This is a genomic window from Actinomadura sp. ATCC 39365 (genome assembly GCF_054392275.1).
On the sequence record NZ_CP184335.1, the window covers coordinates 1,144,996 to 1,163,468 of the forward strand.

The 18,473-nt window shown below is 71.8% G+C and carries 19 protein-coding genes; 12 read left to right on the plus strand and 7 right to left on the minus strand.

From position 1 onward, the window contains the following. Positions 1 to 32: 32 nt before the first annotated feature. Positions 33 to 911, plus strand: coding sequence for a DUF1349 domain-containing protein (locus ACNF49_RS06085; RefSeq protein WP_357975260.1), 879 nt, complete (start codon positions 33 to 35; stop codon positions 909 to 911). On the opposite strand, the gene ACNF49_RS06090 is transcribed toward ACNF49_RS06085, so the two are convergent. Further along, positions 883 to 1,404 (minus strand): gamma carbonic anhydrase family protein, encoded by a 522-nt coding sequence (locus ACNF49_RS06090; RefSeq protein WP_482943043.1) that lies wholly within the window; start codon positions 1,402 to 1,404, stop codon positions 883 to 885. The genes ACNF49_RS06085 and ACNF49_RS06090 overlap by 29 nt on opposite strands. A gap of 147 nt (positions 1,405 to 1,551) precedes the next feature. On the opposite strand from ACNF49_RS06090, the gene ACNF49_RS06095 reads away from it, so the two are divergent. After that, the gene (locus tag ACNF49_RS06095) at positions 1,552 to 2,583 is read left to right on the plus strand and encodes a coiled-coil domain-containing protein (protein WP_482943044.1); all 1,032 of its coding nucleotides are present in this window, start codon (positions 1,552 to 1,554) and stop codon (positions 2,581 to 2,583) included. Positions 2,584 to 2,739: 156 nt separating this feature from the next. Here ACNF49_RS06095 and ACNF49_RS06100 read toward each other — a convergent pair whose 3' ends face one another. The 3 genes from ACNF49_RS06100 to ACNF49_RS06110 form a co-directional block, all read right to left on the minus strand. After that, positions 2,740 to 2,982 carry a hypothetical protein gene (locus ACNF49_RS06100; RefSeq protein ID WP_357975253.1) on the minus strand — a complete coding sequence of 81 codons (243 nt, stop codon included), beginning with the start codon at positions 2,980 to 2,982 and terminating at the stop codon, positions 2,740 to 2,742. A gap of 138 nt (positions 2,983 to 3,120) precedes the next feature. Next, entirely contained in the window at positions 3,121 to 3,873 is a 753-nt protein-coding gene (locus ACNF49_RS06105; RefSeq protein ID WP_357975250.1) for a GntR family transcriptional regulator, read from the minus strand. A 153-nt stretch (positions 3,874 to 4,026) separates the two neighbouring features. After that, the gene (locus ACNF49_RS06110) at positions 4,027 to 4,509 is read right to left on the minus strand and encodes a VanZ family protein (RefSeq protein WP_482943045.1); all 483 of its coding nucleotides are present in this window, start codon (positions 4,507 to 4,509) and stop codon (positions 4,027 to 4,029) included. Positions 4,510 to 4,768: 259 nt separating this feature from the next. Between ACNF49_RS06110 and ACNF49_RS06115 the strand changes: the two genes are divergently transcribed. From ACNF49_RS06115 to ACNF49_RS06150, 8 genes are all read left to right on the plus strand, one after another. After that, positions 4,769 to 6,178 (plus strand): aldehyde dehydrogenase family protein, encoded by a 1,410-nt coding sequence (locus ACNF49_RS06115; RefSeq protein ID WP_482943046.1) that lies wholly within the window; start codon positions 4,769 to 4,771, stop codon positions 6,176 to 6,178. Next, complete coding sequence (locus tag ACNF49_RS06120; protein ID WP_357975241.1) at positions 6,171 to 6,968, plus strand: 2-keto-4-pentenoate hydratase; 798 nt, start codon at positions 6,171 to 6,173, stop codon at positions 6,966 to 6,968. Before ACNF49_RS06115 ends, ACNF49_RS06120 begins: the two co-directional genes overlap by 8 nt. Beyond that, complete coding sequence (locus ACNF49_RS06125; protein WP_482943047.1) at positions 6,965 to 7,390, plus strand: RidA family protein; 426 nt, start codon at positions 6,965 to 6,967, stop codon at positions 7,388 to 7,390. The genes ACNF49_RS06120 and ACNF49_RS06125 overlap by 4 nt, the downstream gene beginning before the upstream one ends. Further along, positions 7,387 to 7,902: a 3-hydroxyanthranilate 3,4-dioxygenase gene (locus tag ACNF49_RS06130; protein ID WP_482943048.1), complete on the plus strand. Its 516-nt coding sequence runs from the start codon at positions 7,387 to 7,389 to the stop codon at positions 7,900 to 7,902. The genes ACNF49_RS06125 and ACNF49_RS06130 overlap by 4 nt, the downstream gene beginning before the upstream one ends. Positions 7,903 to 7,967: 65 nt before the next feature. Then, positions 7,968 to 9,062 carry an ABC transporter substrate-binding protein gene (locus tag ACNF49_RS06135; RefSeq protein ID WP_482943049.1) on the plus strand — a complete coding sequence of 365 codons (1,095 nt, stop codon included), beginning with the start codon at positions 7,968 to 7,970 and terminating at the stop codon, positions 9,060 to 9,062. A 12-nt stretch (positions 9,063 to 9,074) separates the two neighbouring features. Continuing rightward, positions 9,075 to 10,271 carry a kynureninase gene (kynU, locus tag ACNF49_RS06140; protein WP_357975230.1) on the plus strand — a complete coding sequence of 399 codons (1,197 nt, stop codon included), beginning with the start codon at positions 9,075 to 9,077 and terminating at the stop codon, positions 10,269 to 10,271. Between the two features lie 122 nt (positions 10,272 to 10,393). Next, positions 10,394 to 11,584, plus strand: coding sequence for a serine hydrolase domain-containing protein (locus tag ACNF49_RS06145; RefSeq protein ID WP_482943050.1), 1,191 nt, complete (start codon positions 10,394 to 10,396; stop codon positions 11,582 to 11,584). Positions 11,585 to 11,900: 316 nt separating this feature from the next. Next, the gene (locus tag ACNF49_RS06150; protein WP_482943051.1) at positions 11,901 to 12,413 is read left to right on the plus strand and encodes a LysE family translocator; all 513 of its coding nucleotides are present in this window, start codon (positions 11,901 to 11,903) and stop codon (positions 12,411 to 12,413) included. On the opposite strand, the gene ACNF49_RS06155 is transcribed toward ACNF49_RS06150, so the two are convergent. Next, the gene (locus tag ACNF49_RS06155; protein ID WP_482943052.1) at positions 12,393 to 12,767 is read right to left on the minus strand and encodes an MmcQ/YjbR family DNA-binding protein; all 375 of its coding nucleotides are present in this window, start codon (positions 12,765 to 12,767) and stop codon (positions 12,393 to 12,395) included. The two genes, ACNF49_RS06150 and ACNF49_RS06155, sit on opposite strands and share 21 nt — an antisense overlap. 33 nt (positions 12,768 to 12,800) lie before the next feature. Continuing rightward, positions 12,801 to 13,847: a DUF2293 domain-containing protein gene (locus ACNF49_RS06160; protein ID WP_357975218.1), complete on the minus strand. Its 1,047-nt coding sequence runs from the start codon at positions 13,845 to 13,847 to the stop codon at positions 12,801 to 12,803. Positions 13,848 to 13,954: 107 nt separating this feature from the next. Between ACNF49_RS06160 and ACNF49_RS06165 the strand changes: the two genes are divergently transcribed. Then, positions 13,955 to 14,758: an FKBP-type peptidyl-prolyl cis-trans isomerase gene (locus ACNF49_RS06165; RefSeq protein ID WP_357975215.1), complete on the plus strand. Its 804-nt coding sequence runs from the start codon at positions 13,955 to 13,957 to the stop codon at positions 14,756 to 14,758. 6 nt (positions 14,759 to 14,764) lie between these two features. Here ACNF49_RS06165 and ACNF49_RS06170 read toward each other — a convergent pair whose 3' ends face one another. Further along, positions 14,765 to 15,673 carry a M23 family metallopeptidase gene (locus tag ACNF49_RS06170; RefSeq protein ID WP_357975212.1) on the minus strand — a complete coding sequence of 303 codons (909 nt, stop codon included), beginning with the start codon at positions 15,671 to 15,673 and terminating at the stop codon, positions 14,765 to 14,767. Between the two features lie 115 nt (positions 15,674 to 15,788). Here ACNF49_RS06170 and ACNF49_RS06175 point away from each other — a divergent pair, with 115 nt between their 5' ends. After that, positions 15,789 to 18,470, plus strand: coding sequence for an AfsR/SARP family transcriptional regulator (locus tag ACNF49_RS06175; RefSeq protein ID WP_482943053.1), 2,682 nt, complete (start codon positions 15,789 to 15,791; stop codon positions 18,468 to 18,470). Positions 18,471 to 18,473 lie beyond the last annotated feature (3 nt).

The window sequence follows — 18,473 nt, forward strand, 5'->3', positions numbered from 1 at the left end:
GAATGTCCGCTATGAGGGCAAAGGTGGCAGGGATGTTGGCAGTGGCGGGTGTGGTGAGCGGCTGCGGGACAGCCGCGGCGCCGCCCACTCCCACCGGTCCCGGCGTGCTCACCGTCCAGAACGCCAAGGCGCCCACGCCCGGCGGCGAGGTCGGATCGGCCTCCAGCGAGTTCGCCGACGCCGCAGAGCTGGCCGTGTGGAGCAAGCTGAGCGACACCGAGAAGGACATCGACAGGATCGCCAAGCTCGACGTGAACAAGACCGCCAAGGGCGCCCTGTACCTGGAGCCGAAGACCTCCACCTGGTACGACGGCTTCCGCGGCCCCTTCGTCTACCAGGAGCTGGCCGGGGACATCGTCATGCACGCCCGGGTCAAGGTCGCCGGCAAGAAGGGCGGCAGCCCCGCGCGCAAGTTCTCGCTCGGAGGGCTCATGGCCCGCCAGCCCGGCACGTACGACAAGCCCGCGTGGATGTCCGTCACCACCGGCACCGCCGACGCGGCCGGGCAGGTCGAGGCCAAGTTCACCCAGGACGGCAGCTCCAAGCCGCTGGAGGTGGCGGTCAAGAGCGGCTGGGTGGACCTCGTCCTGGCCAGGCTGGGCCGGGTCGCCGTCGCGCTCTACAAGGAGGACGGCGGCGCCTGGAAGGTCGCCAGACGCTGGCCCTCGAACCTCCCCGAGGTGCTGCAATGGGGTGTCACCGCCTACACCGACTGGGACAGCTACGGCGCGCTCAAGAAGGACGCCGCCAAGGCCAACGCCAAGCAGATCAAGGGGGTCCCCGACCTGAAGCTGACCGTCGACTTCGTCCGCTTCCTGCGCCCCGAGCTGCCCGAGTACGCCGACCCGCTCAACACCGCCTCGGTGTCGGACCAGGTCCTGATCAAACTGCTGACGCCTGCCGGTGCCTGACCGCCTTGGCCATGTAGTTGTCCGGCGTGCGGGCGAAGGAGGCCCGGTCGTCGTCGGTGAGCTCGCGCACGATCCTGCCGGGCACACCGGCGACCAGCACCCCGGACGGGATCTTCTTGCCCGGCCCCACCAGCGCGCCCGCGGCGACCAGCGTGCCCGCGCCCACCCGGGCGCCGCCGAGCACGATCGCGCCGATGCCGACCAGCGCGCCGGTCTCGACGTGCGCGCCGTGGACCATGGCCTTGTGGCCCAGGCTGACGCGGTCCTCCAGGATCGCGGGCTGGCCCGCGTCGGCGTGCAGGCAGCACAGATCCTGTACGTTGCACTCCTCGCCGATCTCGATCCGCTCGTCGTCCCCTCGGAGAACGGAGCCGTACCAGATGCTGGACGCCCGGCCCACCCGCACACTCCCGACCACGACGGCGCCGGGCGCGATGTACGCCTCCGGGTGGATCTCCGGCACTGCCCCGTCGTCCAACGCTGCTATGTACATTCGTCCAATCGTAATTCCCGCCCCAGGTGTGGCGTTCCGGTTGCGGACGTGGGCAGATGGCAGGAAAGTCGTTTCCTGACGTCTCGTCGTCAGACCCTCACAACTCGCAGTTTTCCCCCGCCTCACGCAAACCCTTAGGTAACCCCCATGACAAACCAGCACGAGAGCATTCCCGATCTGATGCAAGAGGACACCTTCGAAGTCGTGATGCGCGGCTACAACCGCCGTCAGGTGCACGACTACATGATCCGTACCCGGAACCAGATCCGGGATCTGGAAGAGCGGCTGGCGCGGGCGATCGACCAGGCGGAGCAGGGCCGGGTCGAGCTGGCGGAGGCCAGGCGGCGGATGGTCGAGGCGCCCCAGAGCTACGAGGACCTCAGCCCGAGGCTCGCGCAGATCCTGAAGCTGGGCGAGGAGGAGGCCGCGGCCAAGCGCGCCGACGCGGAGGCCGAGGCGACCGCCGTGCGGGAGAGCGCCAGGGCCGAGGCAGAGCGGCTGGTGACGACGTCGCGCGAGACGTCCGACAAGATGCTGACCTCGGCGCAGGCGGAGGCCGAGCGGCGGGTGGCCGAGGCCACGCAGGCGGCCGAGCGCATGCTGGCCCAGGCGGGCGCGGACGCCGAGGAACAGCTCGGATCGGCCCGCAACGAGGCCGAGGGCCTGCTGCGCGACGCGCACGCCGAGGCGGAGCGGGTGGTCGGCGGGGCGCAGGCCGAGGCGGAGCGCATGATGGCGGCCGCCAACGCGCAGGCCGAGCAGCTGGTGGCGGGGGCGCACGCGGAGGCCGAGTCGATGCTGGCGGCGGCGCGTCAGCGCACGGCCTCGCTCGACGAGCACGCCGGGCGCCGGGTGGAGTACCTGACCAACACCCACACCGAGGTCGTGCGGCGGCTGACCGAGATCGGCTCGGTGCTGGGTGACCTCATGCGCACCGAGGCGGCGGCCGGGCAGCTCGTGCCGGAGTCGGCGCTGCCGCCCGCGCCGGTCGCCGCTCAGCAGCCGGTGGCCGTCCCGGCGCCCGCGCTGGAGCCCGCCATCGAGGCCGCGCCGGCCCCGCAGCACTCCGTGCAGGACGACGTGCGGGTCATCGTCGAGGAGGACGAGGAGAGGCCGAGGGAGGGCGTCTCCGACGACACCGACGTGCACATCCTGCGGCTGGGCGAGTACCACACCTAGAGGGTGAAGGGGCGGGAGCGGAAGCCCCCGCCCCCGATAGGGTCGGAGACTTCCGCGTTCGTGGCCCCGTTGGGGGCCCGGTGCCGGGGCCGCCGAGACGCTGGACCCGGCACCGGGCTGCTCGCGTGCGAGCCGCGGAACGCTCCACGGCCCGCGTCAGGGAGGAGCGGGGCCGGCCCACCAGCGGGGCTGCCGGCCGGTCCGTTCCTCCTGGTCCCGGAGCTGGTCGCGCAGGCCGTCCGGGTCGTCCGCGTCGATGGTCATCGCACATCCGGCCTCGCGCTGCGCCGCGTCGAGCGGATGGTGCCGCGTGGCCCACCAGCGGCCCGCGTCGCTCCGCCAGATGGTCCACCTGGGGTACTCCCGGGCGATCTCGGCAAGATGCCGGTCAACGGACATCCGCGCACCTCTCCCGGGCCCCAGGCGAAGGTTCCATCTCCTGAACGGTTCCATCTCCTTAGAAGATGAGGGACCTCTCTAGAGAAATCAATGATCGTGACGGACAGGTCAACCTATCGGTTGACAGATCGGGTTGAACTAGGCGTCGAAGTCGTACTGGAGTACGTATGCCGCCGAGTCCAGGACCATCTCGTTGAGCTCGACGGGCCTGCCGCCCGCCGTGTACGCGGTGCGGGCGATGACGATGACGGGGGTGCCGCCGGGCAGGTCGAGCAGCCCGGTCTCGCGGGGGCCGGGCATGCGGGCCCGCACCTCCTCGGTGAAGTGGGCCGGGGGCAGGCCCAGGTCGCCGAGCCTGGCATAGACGCCGCCCGGCCCGGTGTCGGGCAGGGTGATGGCGCTGCCCTGGACCAGGCGGGCGGGGAAGGAGGAGGTCGCCAGTTGCACGGGCCGGCCGTCCACGGAGTAGCGGCGCCGACGCACCCATACCTCGCCGCTGTCCAGGACGTCCGCCACCTCCTCCGGGGCGCGCTCCAGCACCACCTCCACCTGGTCCACGGTGAAGGGGCGGCCCCGGGTGTCGGCGTCCCAGATGGCACGCCCCTGACCCCACTGCTCTCGTGACAGGCGGCGCGAGCCGTGTCGGCGGATCGGTTTGAACAGGCGCACGTAGACCCCCGAACCTCGTTTGGGCACCGCCAGCCCTTCGTTGATCAGTACGGCAAGCGCCTGCCTGGCGGTGGCTCGTGCGATTGCGTAGTCGGCCATGAGCGCGTTCTCGCCCGGTAGGCGGTCCCCGTCGCGCAGTTCGCCGGACAGGATCCGGGCGCGGAGGCCGTCGGCGATGCGGCGATAAATAGGGGGCTCGTGGGGTACCGGGGATTCAGACACGTTTCGATCACCCTCTGTCACCAACCAGGTTGTGGCGTCTCCAGAGAACTTGCCCCGTCTTGTCCACGATCGCACAGATACAGAGGTTGGTCCCGAGCTTCTTTTGAGCTGATCGTGCCTGTGTGATGAATTCGAGGACGTTTATGCAGGCCGTTATCGTGGAACGGTCCCAGCCGCTATTCGCGGGGCCCACCAGCGGCGAGTAACCAAGGCGGCGAGCACCGCGCCCGCGGTGTTCATGATCACGTCGTCCACGGAGGAGAACCTGCCCAGTCTCAGGGCGTACTGGAGGACCTCGACCGTGACCGAAAAAGCCGCCGCGACGGCCGCAACACGGCCGTAGGAGGCCATCGCGGCGGTCCGTACGGGCAGCAGGGCGCCCAGCGCGGCGAACACCAGCAGATTGCCCCCGACCTGCACCGTCACCGTCTCCCACGAGGCCCCGGCGAGATCGGCGAGGTCCATGAACGGGACGAGGCCGACCCCGGCCCGGCCGGCGGACGGCGTGAGGATCATCCACACCCACGGCGCGGTCCCGACGACGATGCCGACGTCGGCGAGCGAGGTGCGCAGCGGCGCCGGATGCCTGGCGCGGGCGCGTTGGCGGGCGAGCAGGATGATCGCCAGTAGGGCCACTGGAAGCGCAAAAACCCCAGCAATAATGATATTTCCCCACAATTCCCATGTGCGCGCCATTTGGTCATCATCCCGGGCGGCCGAGGGGTACCGGAAGATGTCTGTATGGACAGGTCCGCCAGGGGTCCGGCTGAGGGGTGGCTCAGTGTCACCGGCGCCACCGAGGCATGACGGGCCCGCGCGTTTCCCGCCCCCGCCGGACTGTTGTCTGACCGTCGCCCGACGATCTATACCGGGAGTGAGGCTAGAGGAGGCTGCTGTGCTGACCCATTTCATCGGCGGGCTGCCGGTGGCGGCGGGTAATGCGTTCCCGGTCCACGACCCGGTGACGGGCGGGGTGATCAGGCAGGTCCACGAGGCCGACCCGGAGGTGGTCGACCGGGCGGTGCGCGCGGCCAGGGAGGCGGCCCGCGACTGGGCCGGGCTGCCGGTGGCCGAGCGGGCCGGATGGCTGCGCCGCCTCGCCGAGGGCATCGAGGTGCGCTTCGACGACCTGGTCACGGCCGAGATCGCCGACACCGGCAAGCCGCTCGGCCAGACCCGCACGCTCGACGTCCCGCGCGGCATCGCGAACTTCCGCGCGTTCGCCGAGATCGCCTCCCAGCGCCCCGACGACGCCTTCCACCTCGCCGGCGTGCTCAGCTACACCGTGCGCAGGCCGCTCGGCGTGGTCGCCGTGATCGTGCCGTGGAACCTGCCGTTCCTGCTCATGACGTGGAAGCTGGCGCCCGCCCTCGTCGCCGGCAACACCGTGGTCGTCAAGCCGTCGGAGCACACGCCAGGCTCGGCCGCAGTCTTCGCCGAGATCTGCGCCGACGCCGGCCTGCCCCCGGGCGTGGTCAACATCATCTTCGGGCACGGCCCGGCGGGCCAGCTCCTCGTCGAGCACCCGGGCGTGGACGGCGTGACGTTCACCGGCTCGACCGCGACCGGGACGCAGATCATGAAGACGGCCGCCGACCGGGTCAAGCCGATCTCGTTCGAGCTGGGCGGCAAGAACGCCGGCCTGATCTTCGAGGACTGCGACCTGGGCCGGGCCGTCGAGGGGACGGTGAAGTCGGTCTTCACCAACGGCGGCCAGGTGTGCCTGTGCACCGAGCGGCTCTACGTCGAGCGGCCGATCTTCGAGGACTTCTGCGGCCGGCTGGCGTCGCGCGCCCAGGAGGTCGAGCCGCAGCCGATGATCTCGGCCGGGCATCGGGAGAAGGTGCTGTCCTACTACGCCCTGGCCCGCTCGGAGGGGGCCAAGGTGCTCACGGGAGGCGGCGTCCCGACGTTCGGTGATAACCGCGATTCCGGATATTTCGTGGAACCGACGGTAATGACAGGGTTGTCGGAGTGGTCCCGTTTCAATCGAGAGGAGATCTTCGGTCCCGTGTGCCACGTGGCTCCTTTCGACAGCGAGGCCGAGGCGATCGACCTGGCCAACAGCAGCGAGTACGGCCTGGCCGCGACCCTCTGGACCACCAACCTCGACCGCGCCCATCGCGTGGCCCAGCGCCTGGAGGCGGGGCTGGTCTGGGTCAACACCTGGTACCTGCGCGACCTGCGCACCCCGTTCGGCGGCGTGAAGCTGTCGGGCATCGGCAGGGAGGGCGGCACGCAGTCGCTCGACTTCTACTCCGAGCCCACCACGATCACCATCAAACTGGAGCAACCCGATGCATGACGAATGGTCCCTGGCCGTCGACACCCGGGGTCAGGCCGCCGAGCGGCTCGTCGAGGCCGCGCGTACCGGCAAGCCCTGCGCGCCGCTCAGGGATCTCATCACCACGGTGGCCGACGCCTACGCGGTGCAGGACATCAACACCCGGCGGGCGCTGGCGGAGGGCCGGCGGCCGGTCGGCCGGAAGATCGGCGCCACCAACCCGCTGCTGCAGCGGAAGTTCGGCATCGACCAGCCCGACCACGGCATGCTCTTCGCCGACATGGCCGAGCTCGACGGCCGGCCCATCAGGGTGGAGCGGTTCCTGCAGCCGCGTGCCGAGGCCGAGGTCGCGCTCGTGTTCGGCAAGGACCTGACCGACGGGCCGTTCACGCTGGTGGACGTGATCAGGGCGGTGGAGTTCGCGCTGCCCGCCATCGAGATCGCCGACTCGCGCATCGCCGACTGGGACATCACGATCGCCGACACGGTCGCCGACAACGCCTCCTCCGGCGCGTACGTTTTGGGCGCCACGCCGAAGCTGCTGACCGAGCTCGACCTCGGCGCGGCGGCGATGACGATGACCCGCGACGGCGAGGAGGTCTCGACCGGGTCCGGAGCCGCGTGCATGGGCAACCCGCTGAACGCCGCCCTCTGGCTGGCCGGCGCGCTGGCCGCCACCGACCGCCCGCTGCGCGCCGGGGACGTCGTCCTGACCGGCGCGCTCGGCCCGGTCGTGCCGGTCGAGGCCGGGAACGTGTTCGAGGCCAGGATCGAGGGCCTCGGATCGGTGCGGGCGGTGTTCGGCACGTGAGCCGCGAGGCCATCCGCGTCCCCGGCAAGGCCGTGCCCCGGGGACGGTTCCCACACGTCAAGCGCGCGGGCGACTTCCTGTACGTCTCCGGCACCAGCTCCCGCAGGCCCGACGGCACCTTCGCGGGCGCGAGCGCCGACCGGTTCGGCGTCACCGACCTGGACATCCGCGCCCAGACGCGGGCGGTCATCGAGAACGTCGGCGACCTGCTCATGGCCGCCGGAGGCTCGCTCGCGGACCTCGTACAGATCACCACGTACCTGGTAAACATGAACGACTTCAAGGGCTACAACGAGGTGTACGCCGAATTCTTCGACGAGGAGGGTCCGACCAGGACCACGGTGGCGGTGCACCAGCTCCCGCACCCGCACCTGCTCATCGAGATGCAGGCCGTCGCCTACCATCCACAGGAGCGACCATGATTCCCCCCATTGACTTCACCAAGTGGATCGACGAGCACGCCCACCTGCTCAAGCCGCCGGTCGGCAACAAGGTGGTCTTCGAGGGGGCCGGCGACTTCATCGTGATGGTGGTCGGCGGGCCCAACTCCAGGACCGACTTCCACGCCGATCCGTACGAGGAGCTGTTCTACCAGGTACGCGGCAACATGCACGTCAACGTGGTGACCGAGAACGGCCCCGAGACCGTGCACGTCCGCGAGGGCCAGATGTGGCTGCTGCCGGCGCGCATGCCGCACTCGCCGCAGCGTCCGGAGGCCGGGTCCGTCGGGCTGGTGGTGGAGCGCATCCGGCCCGAGGGCGAGCTGGAGAGGTTCCAGTGGTACTGCGCGGAGTGCGGCGCCAAGGTCCACGAGGTCGAGCTCCAGGTGCGCGACATCGTCAAGGACCTGCCGCCGGTCTTCGAGGCGTTCTACGCCGACGAGAAGGCCCGCACGTGTGACCGGTGCGGCGCGCTGCACCCCGGCAAGGGCTAGATGGCCGCCGACGTCCGCGCGCCGCACGTGCCCGGGGCGTCGGGCGAGGGCTGAAGGGGGCTCCCATGCGCGTTGCCGTGCTGGGGCTGGTCGCGCTGATGGTCGCCGGATGCGGCGGCTCGGTGCCCCTCGCCGCCGAGGACGAGCCCGTACGGGTCGGCGCGATCATCTCGCAGACCGGCGTGTACGCCACCCTCGGCGACGACATGGAGACCGCCATGCGGCTCTACCTGGACGACCACCACGGCCTGCTCGGCGGCCGGCCGGCCCGGCTGGTCGTGGCCGACGACGCCAGCAGCCCGGAGATCGGCGCGGAGCAGGCCAGGAAGCTGATCGACGGCGGGGCCGACGTGCTCACCGGCCTGCTCGCCTCGCCGGTCGCCGTCTCGGTGGTCAAGGAGGCGGCCGGCACCCCGGTGGTGATCGCGAACGCGGGCGCCGACCAGCTCGGCGGGCCCGGCGTCTTCCGGGTGTCCTACACCAACCGGGCCCACGGCTACGCGGCCGGCCGGTACGCCGCCGAGCACTACGCCGGCCAGGACGTGGTGCTCATGGCCTCGGACTACTCCGCGGGCACCGAGACCCTGACCGGCTTCGCCGAGGGATACGGCGCCGGGCCGCTCAAGCGCATCCTGACGCCGTTCGGGGGGCAGGCCGACCTGGAGCCGTACCTGGCGCGCATACCGCGCGAGGCGCGGCTTCTGTACGCCTTCTACGCGGGTGGGGAGGCGGTCGCGTTCGTCAAGGCGTTCAAGCGGTTCGGCTACGATGCCAGGATCAAGCTGCTGGCCTGCCAGAACCTGGCCGACGAGGACGTCCTGCGCGCGGTCGGCCGGGACGCCGAGGGCATGGTCAGCGTCGGGCTGTGGTCGCCCGCGCTGCAGAACCCGGACAACGCCGCCTTCGTGGCGGGGTGGCGGGCGCGTACCGGGCGGAACCCGTCCGCGGTCGCGCTGCAGAGCTGGGACGCGATGCGGCTGATCGACCGGGCGGCGGCCGCGGGCGGCGACCTGACGAGGGCGCTGGCGGGCGTGGGAGACCTGGACGGCCCGCGGGGGCCGCTCCGCCTGGACTCGGCCCACAATCCGGTGCAGAACTGGTACGTCCGCGAGTACCAAAATGGTGTAAACCGGATAATCGCCACCATCTCACCCCCGTAAGGAGCACAACCGGTGCTGGACCGCGACGCCTGCCTCGCCCTCGACGCCGACGATCCGCTGCGGTCGTTCAAGGACGAGTTCGTCCTGCCCGAGGGGGTCGTCTACCTCGTGGGCAACTCGCTCGGCGCGATGCCCCGCCGCGCCGCGGAACGGGTGCGCCGCACGGTCGAGGACGAGTGGGGCGGCCAGCTGGTCGGCGGCTGGAACGCGGCCGGCTGGTACGACCAGCCCCTGACCGCCGGCGACCGGCTCGCGCCGCTGATCGGGGCCGGCCCCGGCCAGGTCGTCGTGGGCAACACCACCACGATCGCCGCCTACCAGGCGCTGGCCGCCGCCGTACGGCTGCGCCCCGGCCGCAAGGTGATCGTCTCCGACCCGCGGAACTTCCCCACCGACCACTACATCGCCCAGGGCCTGGCCCGGCTGCTCGGCGACTACGAGGTGCGCGACCACGCCGAGGGCCGGTTCGACGATGCGGCCGTGGTGCTGCTGTCGGAGGTGGACTACCGCACCGGCGCCCGGCGGCACGTGCCCTCGGTGACCGCCCAGGTCCAGGCGGCCGGGGCGCTCATGGTCTGGGACGTGTGCCACAGCGTGGGCGCCATGGAGGTGGACGTGTCGCAGGCCGACTTCGCGGTCGGGTGCACGTACAAGTACCTCAACGCCGGACCCGGCGCGCCCGCCTTCCTCTACGTCAACCCGCGCCACCACGCCACCGCCGAGAACGTGCTGTCCGGCTGGCACGGCCACGCCGAGCCGTTCGCCTTCGAGACCGGTTACCGCCCGGCCGAGGGCATCCGGCGCTTCGCGGTCAGCACGCCGCACGTGGTGTCGTTCGCCGCGCTGGAGGCGGCGCTGGACATCTGGGAGCGGGTGCCGATGGCGCAGCTGCGGGCCAAGAGCGTCGCCCTGACCTCGCTCTTCGTCGACCTGGTCGGCGACGCGCTGAAGCTGGTCTCGCCCGCCGAGCCGGACGCGCGCGGCAGCCAGGTCTGCTTCCACCACCCGGACGGCTACCCGGTCATGCGGGCCCTCATCGACCGGGGGGTGCACGGCGACTTCCGCGCGCCGGACGTCCTGAGGTTCGGCTTCGCGCCGCTCTACATCGGCTACACCGACGTCCACGACGCGGCCGCCACTCTGCTGGAGGTGCTGGACAAGGAGCTGTGGCGGGACGAGCGGTACGCCCGGCGGCTCGCGGTCACCTGATCGGGCGAGCCTCCTCCCTCCTGAGAGCGAGCCGGAAGATCGCCGTCGTCGGCGATCCGCCGCCGGGGGGTCTCTGGCCAGGATTGTCCCATCGAAAGCCGATGTGACCTGGAGAGATCCCCATGAAGCGCACCCGTCTCGCCGCCGCCGTCCTCGCCCTGTCCGCCCTGTCCGCCCTGACCGTCAGCGCCCCCGCCCATGCGCAGGTGGGCTCCCACAGCGCCGCCGCCGTCCAGGTGCCGCCGATCAATGAGACCGCGCTGCGCAGGAGCATCGCCGGGCTGCCCGCGGCCGACGCCACCGCGGCCGAGGTCAGGATCAGCGGCTCGGCCGGCTCCTGGCGCGGCGTCTCGGGTGTGACCGATCTGCGCGGGAAGCACCCGGCCAGGGAGGGGGCCAGGTTCCGGGCGGGCAGCGTGACCAAGGTGCTGACCACGGCGGTCGTGCTCCAGCTGGTGGCCGAGGGCGAGGTCTCCCTCGACCGCACGGTCCAGGACTACCTGCCTGGGCTGCTGCCCGCCGACTACCCGCCGGTCAAGCTGGCTCACGTGCTCAACCACACCAGCGGCCTGCCCGCGCCGAAGTCGGAGGGCGGCTTCGAGCGGGTCTACGCCGACCGCTTCAAGACGATCACCCCGCGGGAGTACGTCCGCCAGGCCGTGCTCAACCCGATCGAGTTCACCCCGGGGACCAAGCAGCACTACCTCAACGTCAACACCTTCGTCGAGGGCCTGGTGATCGAGAAGGTCACCGGCAGGTCGTACGAGCGGGAGGTCGGCGCCCGGATCCTGCGCCCGCTCGGCATGAACCAGAGCTACTTCCCCGGCCGGTCCGTCAAGATCCACGGCCGGCACAACCGGGGCTACCAGGTCGTCCCCAAGGGCTTCCCCGACTCCTTCCCCTACGGGTCCGCGTACGTCGTGGACGTCACCGAGATGGAGGTCACCTCCACCTGGGCCTCGGGCGACCTCATCGCCACCACCGCCGACCTGGAGAAGTTCACCAAGGCGCTGTTCGGCGGCGAACTCGTGCCCGCCGAGCAGTTGAGGCTGATGTTCACCGTGCCGAAGGTGACCATGTTCGGCACCGACGACGAGCCGGCCCACTACACCTCGGGCCTGACCGAGCTGAGGCTGCCCGGCGGCATCGTCGCGTACGGCAAGACCGGCGCCCGCTACGGCAGCTCCACCGGCATCGGCGCCACCCAGGACCTGAGCCGCGTCGTGGTCTACTCGCTCAACTCCACCGACGCCAAGGCCCAGGGCCAGAACGAACGCGGCCTCGGCATCGCGCTGGCGGCCTTCGCCGAATAGGGCCCCAGCGTGGCCTTCGCCGAACAGGCCAGGGACCTCAAGGTGGCTTTCGTCACAGAGGTCCCTTATCGCCTTCCCTGGCGTGTTTCAGCAAACTGATCCCGATATCATGGCCGGTGCCCACAAGGCGCTGACGATGTTCGCCCGCGTGACCGTGCGACCTCCGCACATCCGGCGGGTCGGGCGGGAGCGCGCCCCCAGCTCCGGGAGACCCCCGCCATGCTGCTGACCTTCGCGGTCACGACGCTCATCATGATCATGATCCCCGGCCCCGACGCCGCGCTGATCATGCGCAACTCCCCTCGCCCACGGCCGCGTGGCCGGCCTGCTGACCATGCTCGGCGGCCTGCTGGGCCTGTCCGTGCACGCCGCCGCCGCCGCGGTCGGCCTGTCGGCGCTGCTGGTCGCCTCGCCCACCGCCTTCACCGTGGTGCGCGCCCTCGGCATCTGCTACCTGCTCTGGCTCGGGGTGCACGCCCTGCTGTCGAGCCGGAACCGGGCCAAGGTCGTGGAGGCCGCCGCGCCCCCGACCGGCTCGCCGCTCGTGCACGTGCGCAGGGGGCTGCTGTCGAACCTGCTCAACCCCAAGGTGCTGCTGCTTTTCGTGACCTGGCTGCCGCAGTTCCTGCCCGGCCACGGCGACACCCTGGGACGGGCCCTGCTGCTGTCGGGGATCATCGCCGTGCTCTACGTGCTCTGGTTCAGCCTCTACAACGTGATCATCGACCGGGTGAGCGCGCTGCTGCGCAGACCGCGGGTGCGGGCCAGGGTCGAGCGGGTGACCGGCGTGCTGCTGGTCGCCTTCGCGCTACGGCTCGCCGTCCAGTAGCTTGACCGCCCGCTTCGGGGCGATGGTCCGGTAGCTCTCCTCGACCCAGTCGAGCAGCACGTCGGTCTCGGGCAACGCCGACAGGAACGGCACGGTCACCCAGCCGGCCTTGCCCAGGCCGTACCCGCTGGGGGTCGCGCCCTCGACGGTCAGCGCGTGGCCGTGCGCCTCCGACAGCAGCTTCACGCCGAACGTCGGGGCCCACTTCTCCGTCTGCTCGTCCAGGCCGAGGAACAGGAAGACCTTCTTGTTGACCTTGATGACCGTCTCGCCCCACGGATGGTCCTCGTGGGTCTCGGGCAGCCCCAGCGCGAAGGCCCGCAGTTCCGCACGTACGGTGTGCCAATCGTCCATGTGATGGACGGTACCGAAGGCGGGCCCGCGCGGTCATCGAGGCGGTCGCCGGAACTCCGTGAGCCGGGCCTCGATGGCGTCCCTGATCCGGTCCCGGGCCTCCATCCGGGGGACGCCGGACATGAGCAGGCGGTCGTAGTCGGTGTCGAGATGCCGGACCGACGCGATCACCGCCAGCGTGATGGCGTTCTCGTCGAGCGCCCTGGCCGCCGCCGTCCTGCCCACCCGGCCGCTGCCGCGCCGGCCGGCGTGCTCGGCGATCTCGCGGGCCCGATCGGCCGGGCAGCCCGGGAACAGCCGGGCGATCTCGGCCGCCATCGCCGCCTGGAAGGCGACGTCCTGCTCGGCCCTGCGCACCTGGTCGCGCTCGCGGCGGCGCAGCCGCGCCTCCTCGTCGGCCAGGCAACGCTCCTCGGCCGCGGCCAGCGCGGCCTCCTCGACCAGGACACCCTGGCGCTGGTAGACCTTGCGCCGCCGGTTGTACCGGACGACCACCGCCGACAGCCCGCTCTCCTGCTTGGCCCGCCGGCTGAGCGCCGCGTTCCCCGCCGGCAGGAACACCAGGTGGTCCAGGTCGGCGCAGCTCAGGCAGTGGGGCCGGTCGTCCTCCATGATCAGGTACGGCCCGGTGTCGCCGCAGGACGCGCACGTCCACGGGTCCTCGGAGGCCACGGCCACCAGGTCGGGGGCCTTGCTCTGCCGCTCGGTGAGCCGCCGCACCCGGGCCTCGCTCAGATCGGGCGAGAGCCAGTGGACGCGGAAGGCGTCCTGCCCGTGGCCGGAGGTGAAGCGCAGGTCGCGCCGGTCGCGGGTGCCGGCCACGTACGGCGTCTCGACCGGCCTGAGCCCCTTGGCCAGCGCCCATTCCCGCAGCAGCCCGGCCGTGACGAGCAGCCGCTCCTCGTCGACCGCGGCCAGCTCGGCCAGCGTGCCGGCGCGGCCCTGCCGCCAGAGGTCCACGTGCCGGGACCGCAGCCAGCGCAAACCCGTCACGACGTCGATGAACGTCACGTAGTGGCGGTTGGTCAACGCGATCTCGGCTGCTTCTGCGACCCTGCGGGCCAGGTTGGGCTTGCTCACGCGGTCCAGTCTCCCGCGCCCTTTGTCGTGAGATGGCGAGACCCGCAGCTTTCCTTTTGGCTATTGCGGCAAGTAACCCCTTCGGATCTGGCATCTTGGGGGAAATCGTGCGCCTGCTCTGGCCTGCCGTACTCATGCTGGCCACCTCGTGTGGCGTCGCCGAGGACGGCTCGCAGCCCGTCGTGACGGGTGCGTTCGGCAGCAAGCCCGTCGTCGCCATACCTCGGGGGAAGCCGGGGCGCACGCCGCGGATCACGGTGCTCTCCATGGGCAACGGCCGGCGTACGGTCCCGGGGGACGTCGTGCTCGCCGACGTGGACATCCGGCGATGGTCGGGAAACAAGCCGTATCTCAGCACCTACGACGGCAACCAGCCCACCACGGTCGTCTTCGACGGCAGGCAGGTCTCCGAGACCTGGCGGGCCTCGCTCATCGGCAGGCCGGCCGGCAGCCGGGTGATGCTGGTCAGCCCGGCCTCCGAGGCCCTCGGCCCGAACGTGCCGCTGACCGGCGTCTCGCCGGCCGACACGCTGGTGGTGGTCTTCGACATCCTCGGCGGCTACCCGCCCGACGCGCGGCTCGTCGGGCGGGCCCTGCCGGCGATCCCGTCCGACCTGCGGCCGGATTCCCCGCCCCGGACCCTCATCGACGGTTCGGGACGGGACGTCACGGCGGGTTCCAAGGTGGTCATCCAGTACGTGGCCGCGTCCTGGCCGTCCCGTTCGGTGGTGGACTCGTCCTACCGGAAGGGCGGTCCCAGCGCCTTCACGCTCAGGCCCGGCTCGGTGCCGCCCGCCTGGCTGGAGGCGCTGGTCGGCAGCCAGGTCGGCAGCCGGCTGGCCGTGGGGTCCCCGGGGGACAGGCCCATGCTGTACGTGATCGACGTCCTCGACACGATCACGCCTGCCTGAGCCGCCTCAGCCGCAGTGCTCGAACGGGCTGTCGTAGGCCGAGGCGCCGGCCTTGCCGCCCCACTTGACGCACGTGTTCGCGGCGGCGGCGTAGACCGGCCCGGCGTAGTAGCCGTAATTGCCGGAGTCCGTCTTTCTCGTACTGCCCTGCACCTCCAGGTAGGCGGTCGTCGCGGTCGCCGTGCCGAGCGACTTCGCCTTCATGGTGACCACGCAGTTGTTGCCGTTGGAGTTGTTGTAGAGCAGGTAGACGGTCCCGTCGGTGCCGAGCCCGGCCGAGTCGATCACGTCGTAGCCGGCGCCGCACGCCTCCTGCGGCGTGTACGGGTTGCTGGACCCGCCGCAGTTCTTCGAGCTCAGCGTCTGCACCGGGTAGCCGAAGGTGACGCCGTTGAAGACGGCCTTCTGGATGTTCGACGGGTAGCTGGTGCCCAGGCGCACCTCGTAGTGCAGGTGGGGGCTGATGTTGTTGCCCGGCTTGCTGGTGTTGCCGACCGTGCCGATCTGCTGGCCCTGCGAGACCGACTGGCCGGCGCTGACCAGCCGGGTGTTCAGGTGGGCGTAGTAGGTGGACCAGCCGCCGCCGTGGTCGATCTTGACGAGGTTGCCGTAGCCGTTGGTCGAGCCCTGGTGCGCCGAGATCACCACCGTTCCCGAGGCGGCGGCCACAACCGGGTCGCCGAGGTCGGCGTCGGCGGTGCTGCCCCTGTTGAAGTCGATCTCCCACGACTGGTGGGCGCTGCTCGCGCTGGAGTTGCCGGTCCAGGTCTGGCCGCAGGGGAACGGCATCTGGAAGTTCGTCGCGAGGAGCTGCGCCTGCGCGGACTCCGGTTCCGGGTCGGCGAAGGCGGGGGTCGTCGTACCGAGGCCGAGTAACAATGCGAGGCCAGCGACCATTGATCGGCTGAGCTTCATGGGGTGATCCTTTCCAGTGGGATCTGTGACACCAGAGTCCGCATTGGCCGCACAAGAATCATCCAGAACCGATACAAAGAGCTGTCAGGTCTCCCGTAAAGGGGCTGATGCTGTCATGACGGTCACCTTCCACGTCCTCGGCCCGCTGGAGATCCGCTCCGCCGGCCGCCCCCTACGGATCTCCGGCGGCAAACCCCGCATGCTGCTGGCCACGTTGCTGCTGGAGGCGGGGCAGGTGGTCGGCGCCGACCGGCTCGCCGAGGTGCTCTGGCCGGGGCGTCCGCCGCGTTCGGCGCTGGCCAACGTGCGCACCTACGTCAGCTCGCTGCGGTCCCAGCTCGGCCCGGTCGGCCTGCGCGCCGCCGGGGCCGGATACACGATCGACGTCGCCGACGGCGCGCTCGACCTGCGCCTGTTCGAGGAGCTGGCGCGTCGCGGCGAGTACAGTGAGGCCCTCGCGCTCTGGCGCGGCGCGCCGCTGAGCGACCTGCCGGGCAGCCCGGTCTGGGACCGCCGGATCGAGCACCTCCACCGGCTGCGGCTGCGGGCCGCCGAGTCGCTGATCGAGCGGCGCCTGAAGGCCGGCGACCACGACGGCGCCGCCGACGAGCTGCGCGGCCTGCTGGTCGAGCATCCCTACCGGGAGGACCTGTGGGGCCGGCTGCTGCTCGCCCTGCACCGCGGGGGCCGCAAGGCGGAGGCGCTGCGGACGTACGCGGCCGTCCGCGACCAGCTCGTGGACGAGCTCGGCGTCGAGCCGGGAGCCGAGCTGCGCGGGGCGTACGAGCTGATCCTGGCCGACGAGGGCCGGGCGGCGCCGGCCGTGCCGCGGCAGCTCCCGCCCGATCTGCCGGACTTCATCGGCCGGGCCGCCCCCTTGGCCGCGCTGGGCGGGACGTTCTCGGTCGCGGTGATCTCCGGGCCGCCCGGCGTGGGGAAGTCGGCCCTGGCCGTGCACGCCGCCCACCGCCTGCGCCCGGCCTTCCCCGCCGGGCAGCTCTACCTGGAGCTGGGCGGCAGGGCGCCGGGCGAGCTGCTGGCCGAGGCGCTGCGGGCGCTCGGCGTGACCGGCGCGCCGCCGACGCCCGGCGAGCGGTCGGCGCTGCTGCGCTCGCTGCTGGCCGAACGCCCGATGCTGGTCCTGCTGGACGACGCCCGCGACGCCGCCCAGGTACGCCCCCTGCTCCCCGGCAACGACAGCGCCGTGATCGTGACCAGCAGGCGGCGGATCACCGAGCTGCCCGGCGCGCTGCGCGTCGAGCTCGGCGAGCTGTCGCCGGAGGAGTCGCTGGCGCTGCTCGGCGGTATCGCCGGGGCCGGGCGGGTGGCCCGCGAACCGGCCGACGCCCTGGCCGTCGTCACGCTCTGCGGCGGGTCGCCCCTGGCGGTCAGGGCCGCCGGAGCCCGGTTGGCCGGCCGGCCCGGCTGGTCGCTGTCGGTGCTGCGCGAGCGGCTCGCGGAGGACTGGCTGGCCGAGCTGAAGGAGGTGCGGGCCTGCCTCGACGCCGGGTACCGCAGGCTGCCGGCGGAGGCCGCCCGTACCCTGAGCACGCTAGGCGTCCTCGGGCCCGCCGCCGGGGCGCAGCCGGGCTGGGTGGTGGACGCGGCCCTCGGCCGGCACGGCGCGCACGACGTCACCGACCTGCTCGTGGACGCCCACCTGCTGGACCCGGTCGGCACCGACGACGTGGGCCAGCCGCGCTACCGGGTGCCCGACCTGGTCGGCAGGCACGCCCGCGAACGCGGCCCCGACCGCGGCGCGCTGGCCCGGGTGCTGGCGGCCTGGACGGCCACCACCGAGCACGCCATGGCGCGCCTGCCCACCACCGTCTTCAGCCTCACCGCCGCCAGGGCGGCCAGGTGGCGGCTGCCCGCGCGCACGCTCGACCGGCTCACCGCCGACCCGATCACCTGGTTCGAGTCGGAGCATGAGGCGCTGGCCGGAGCCGTGGATTTGGCGGCCGAGCTTGGCCTGGCCGAGTCGGCCTGGGGCCTGGCCGCCGCCATGGTGCCCTACCTCGACCTGCACTGCCACCTCGGCACCTGGCGCCGTACGCACACCGCCGCCCTGGCCGCCGCCCGCGCCGCCGGCGACCGGTACGGCGAGGCCGCCATGCTCAGGGGCCTGGCCCAGGTCAGCCTCTACCAGGACCGGTACGAGGAGTCCGCCGAGGGCTTCACCCTCTCCCGCCAGATATTTCACGAAATAGGAGACGTCAGGGCCGAAGCGACGTCGGTCTGCGGGCTCGGCGCCGTGAGCCAGTTCCGCGGCCGGCACCTCCAGTCGCTCGGGCACCTGCGCCGGGCGCTGGCCATGTTCGTGGCCTCGGAGGACAGGCACGGCGAGGCGTTCGCCCGGCAGGCCATCGGCCGGGCCTGCCTGACCTCGGGCGACCTCGTCCAGGCGGCGGAGTCGCTCGGCGAGGCCATGCGGCTGGCCCAGGAGCTCGGGGACGCCCACCGCGAGGGCTGCGTGTGCCTCCAGATGGGCCGGCTGCACCAGGCGATGTCGTTCCACCGGCACGCCCTGGAGATCTTCGAGTCGCTCGGCGACCGCCACTGCGGGGCGTACGCGCTGCAGAGCCTCGCGGGACTCCAGGCGGCGCGCGGCGACCTGACCCGCGCCTCGACCGGCCTCGAACGCTCGCTGGAGGTCTTCCAGGAGCTCGGCGACCGCAGCGGCGAGGCGTCGGCCACCCAGCTGCTCGGCGAGCTGCACCGCTCGGCCGGGCGCACCGGCCTGGCCCTCGACTACCTCAGGCACGCCAGCGCCCTGCGCCGCAGCCTGCCGGCCTGAGGG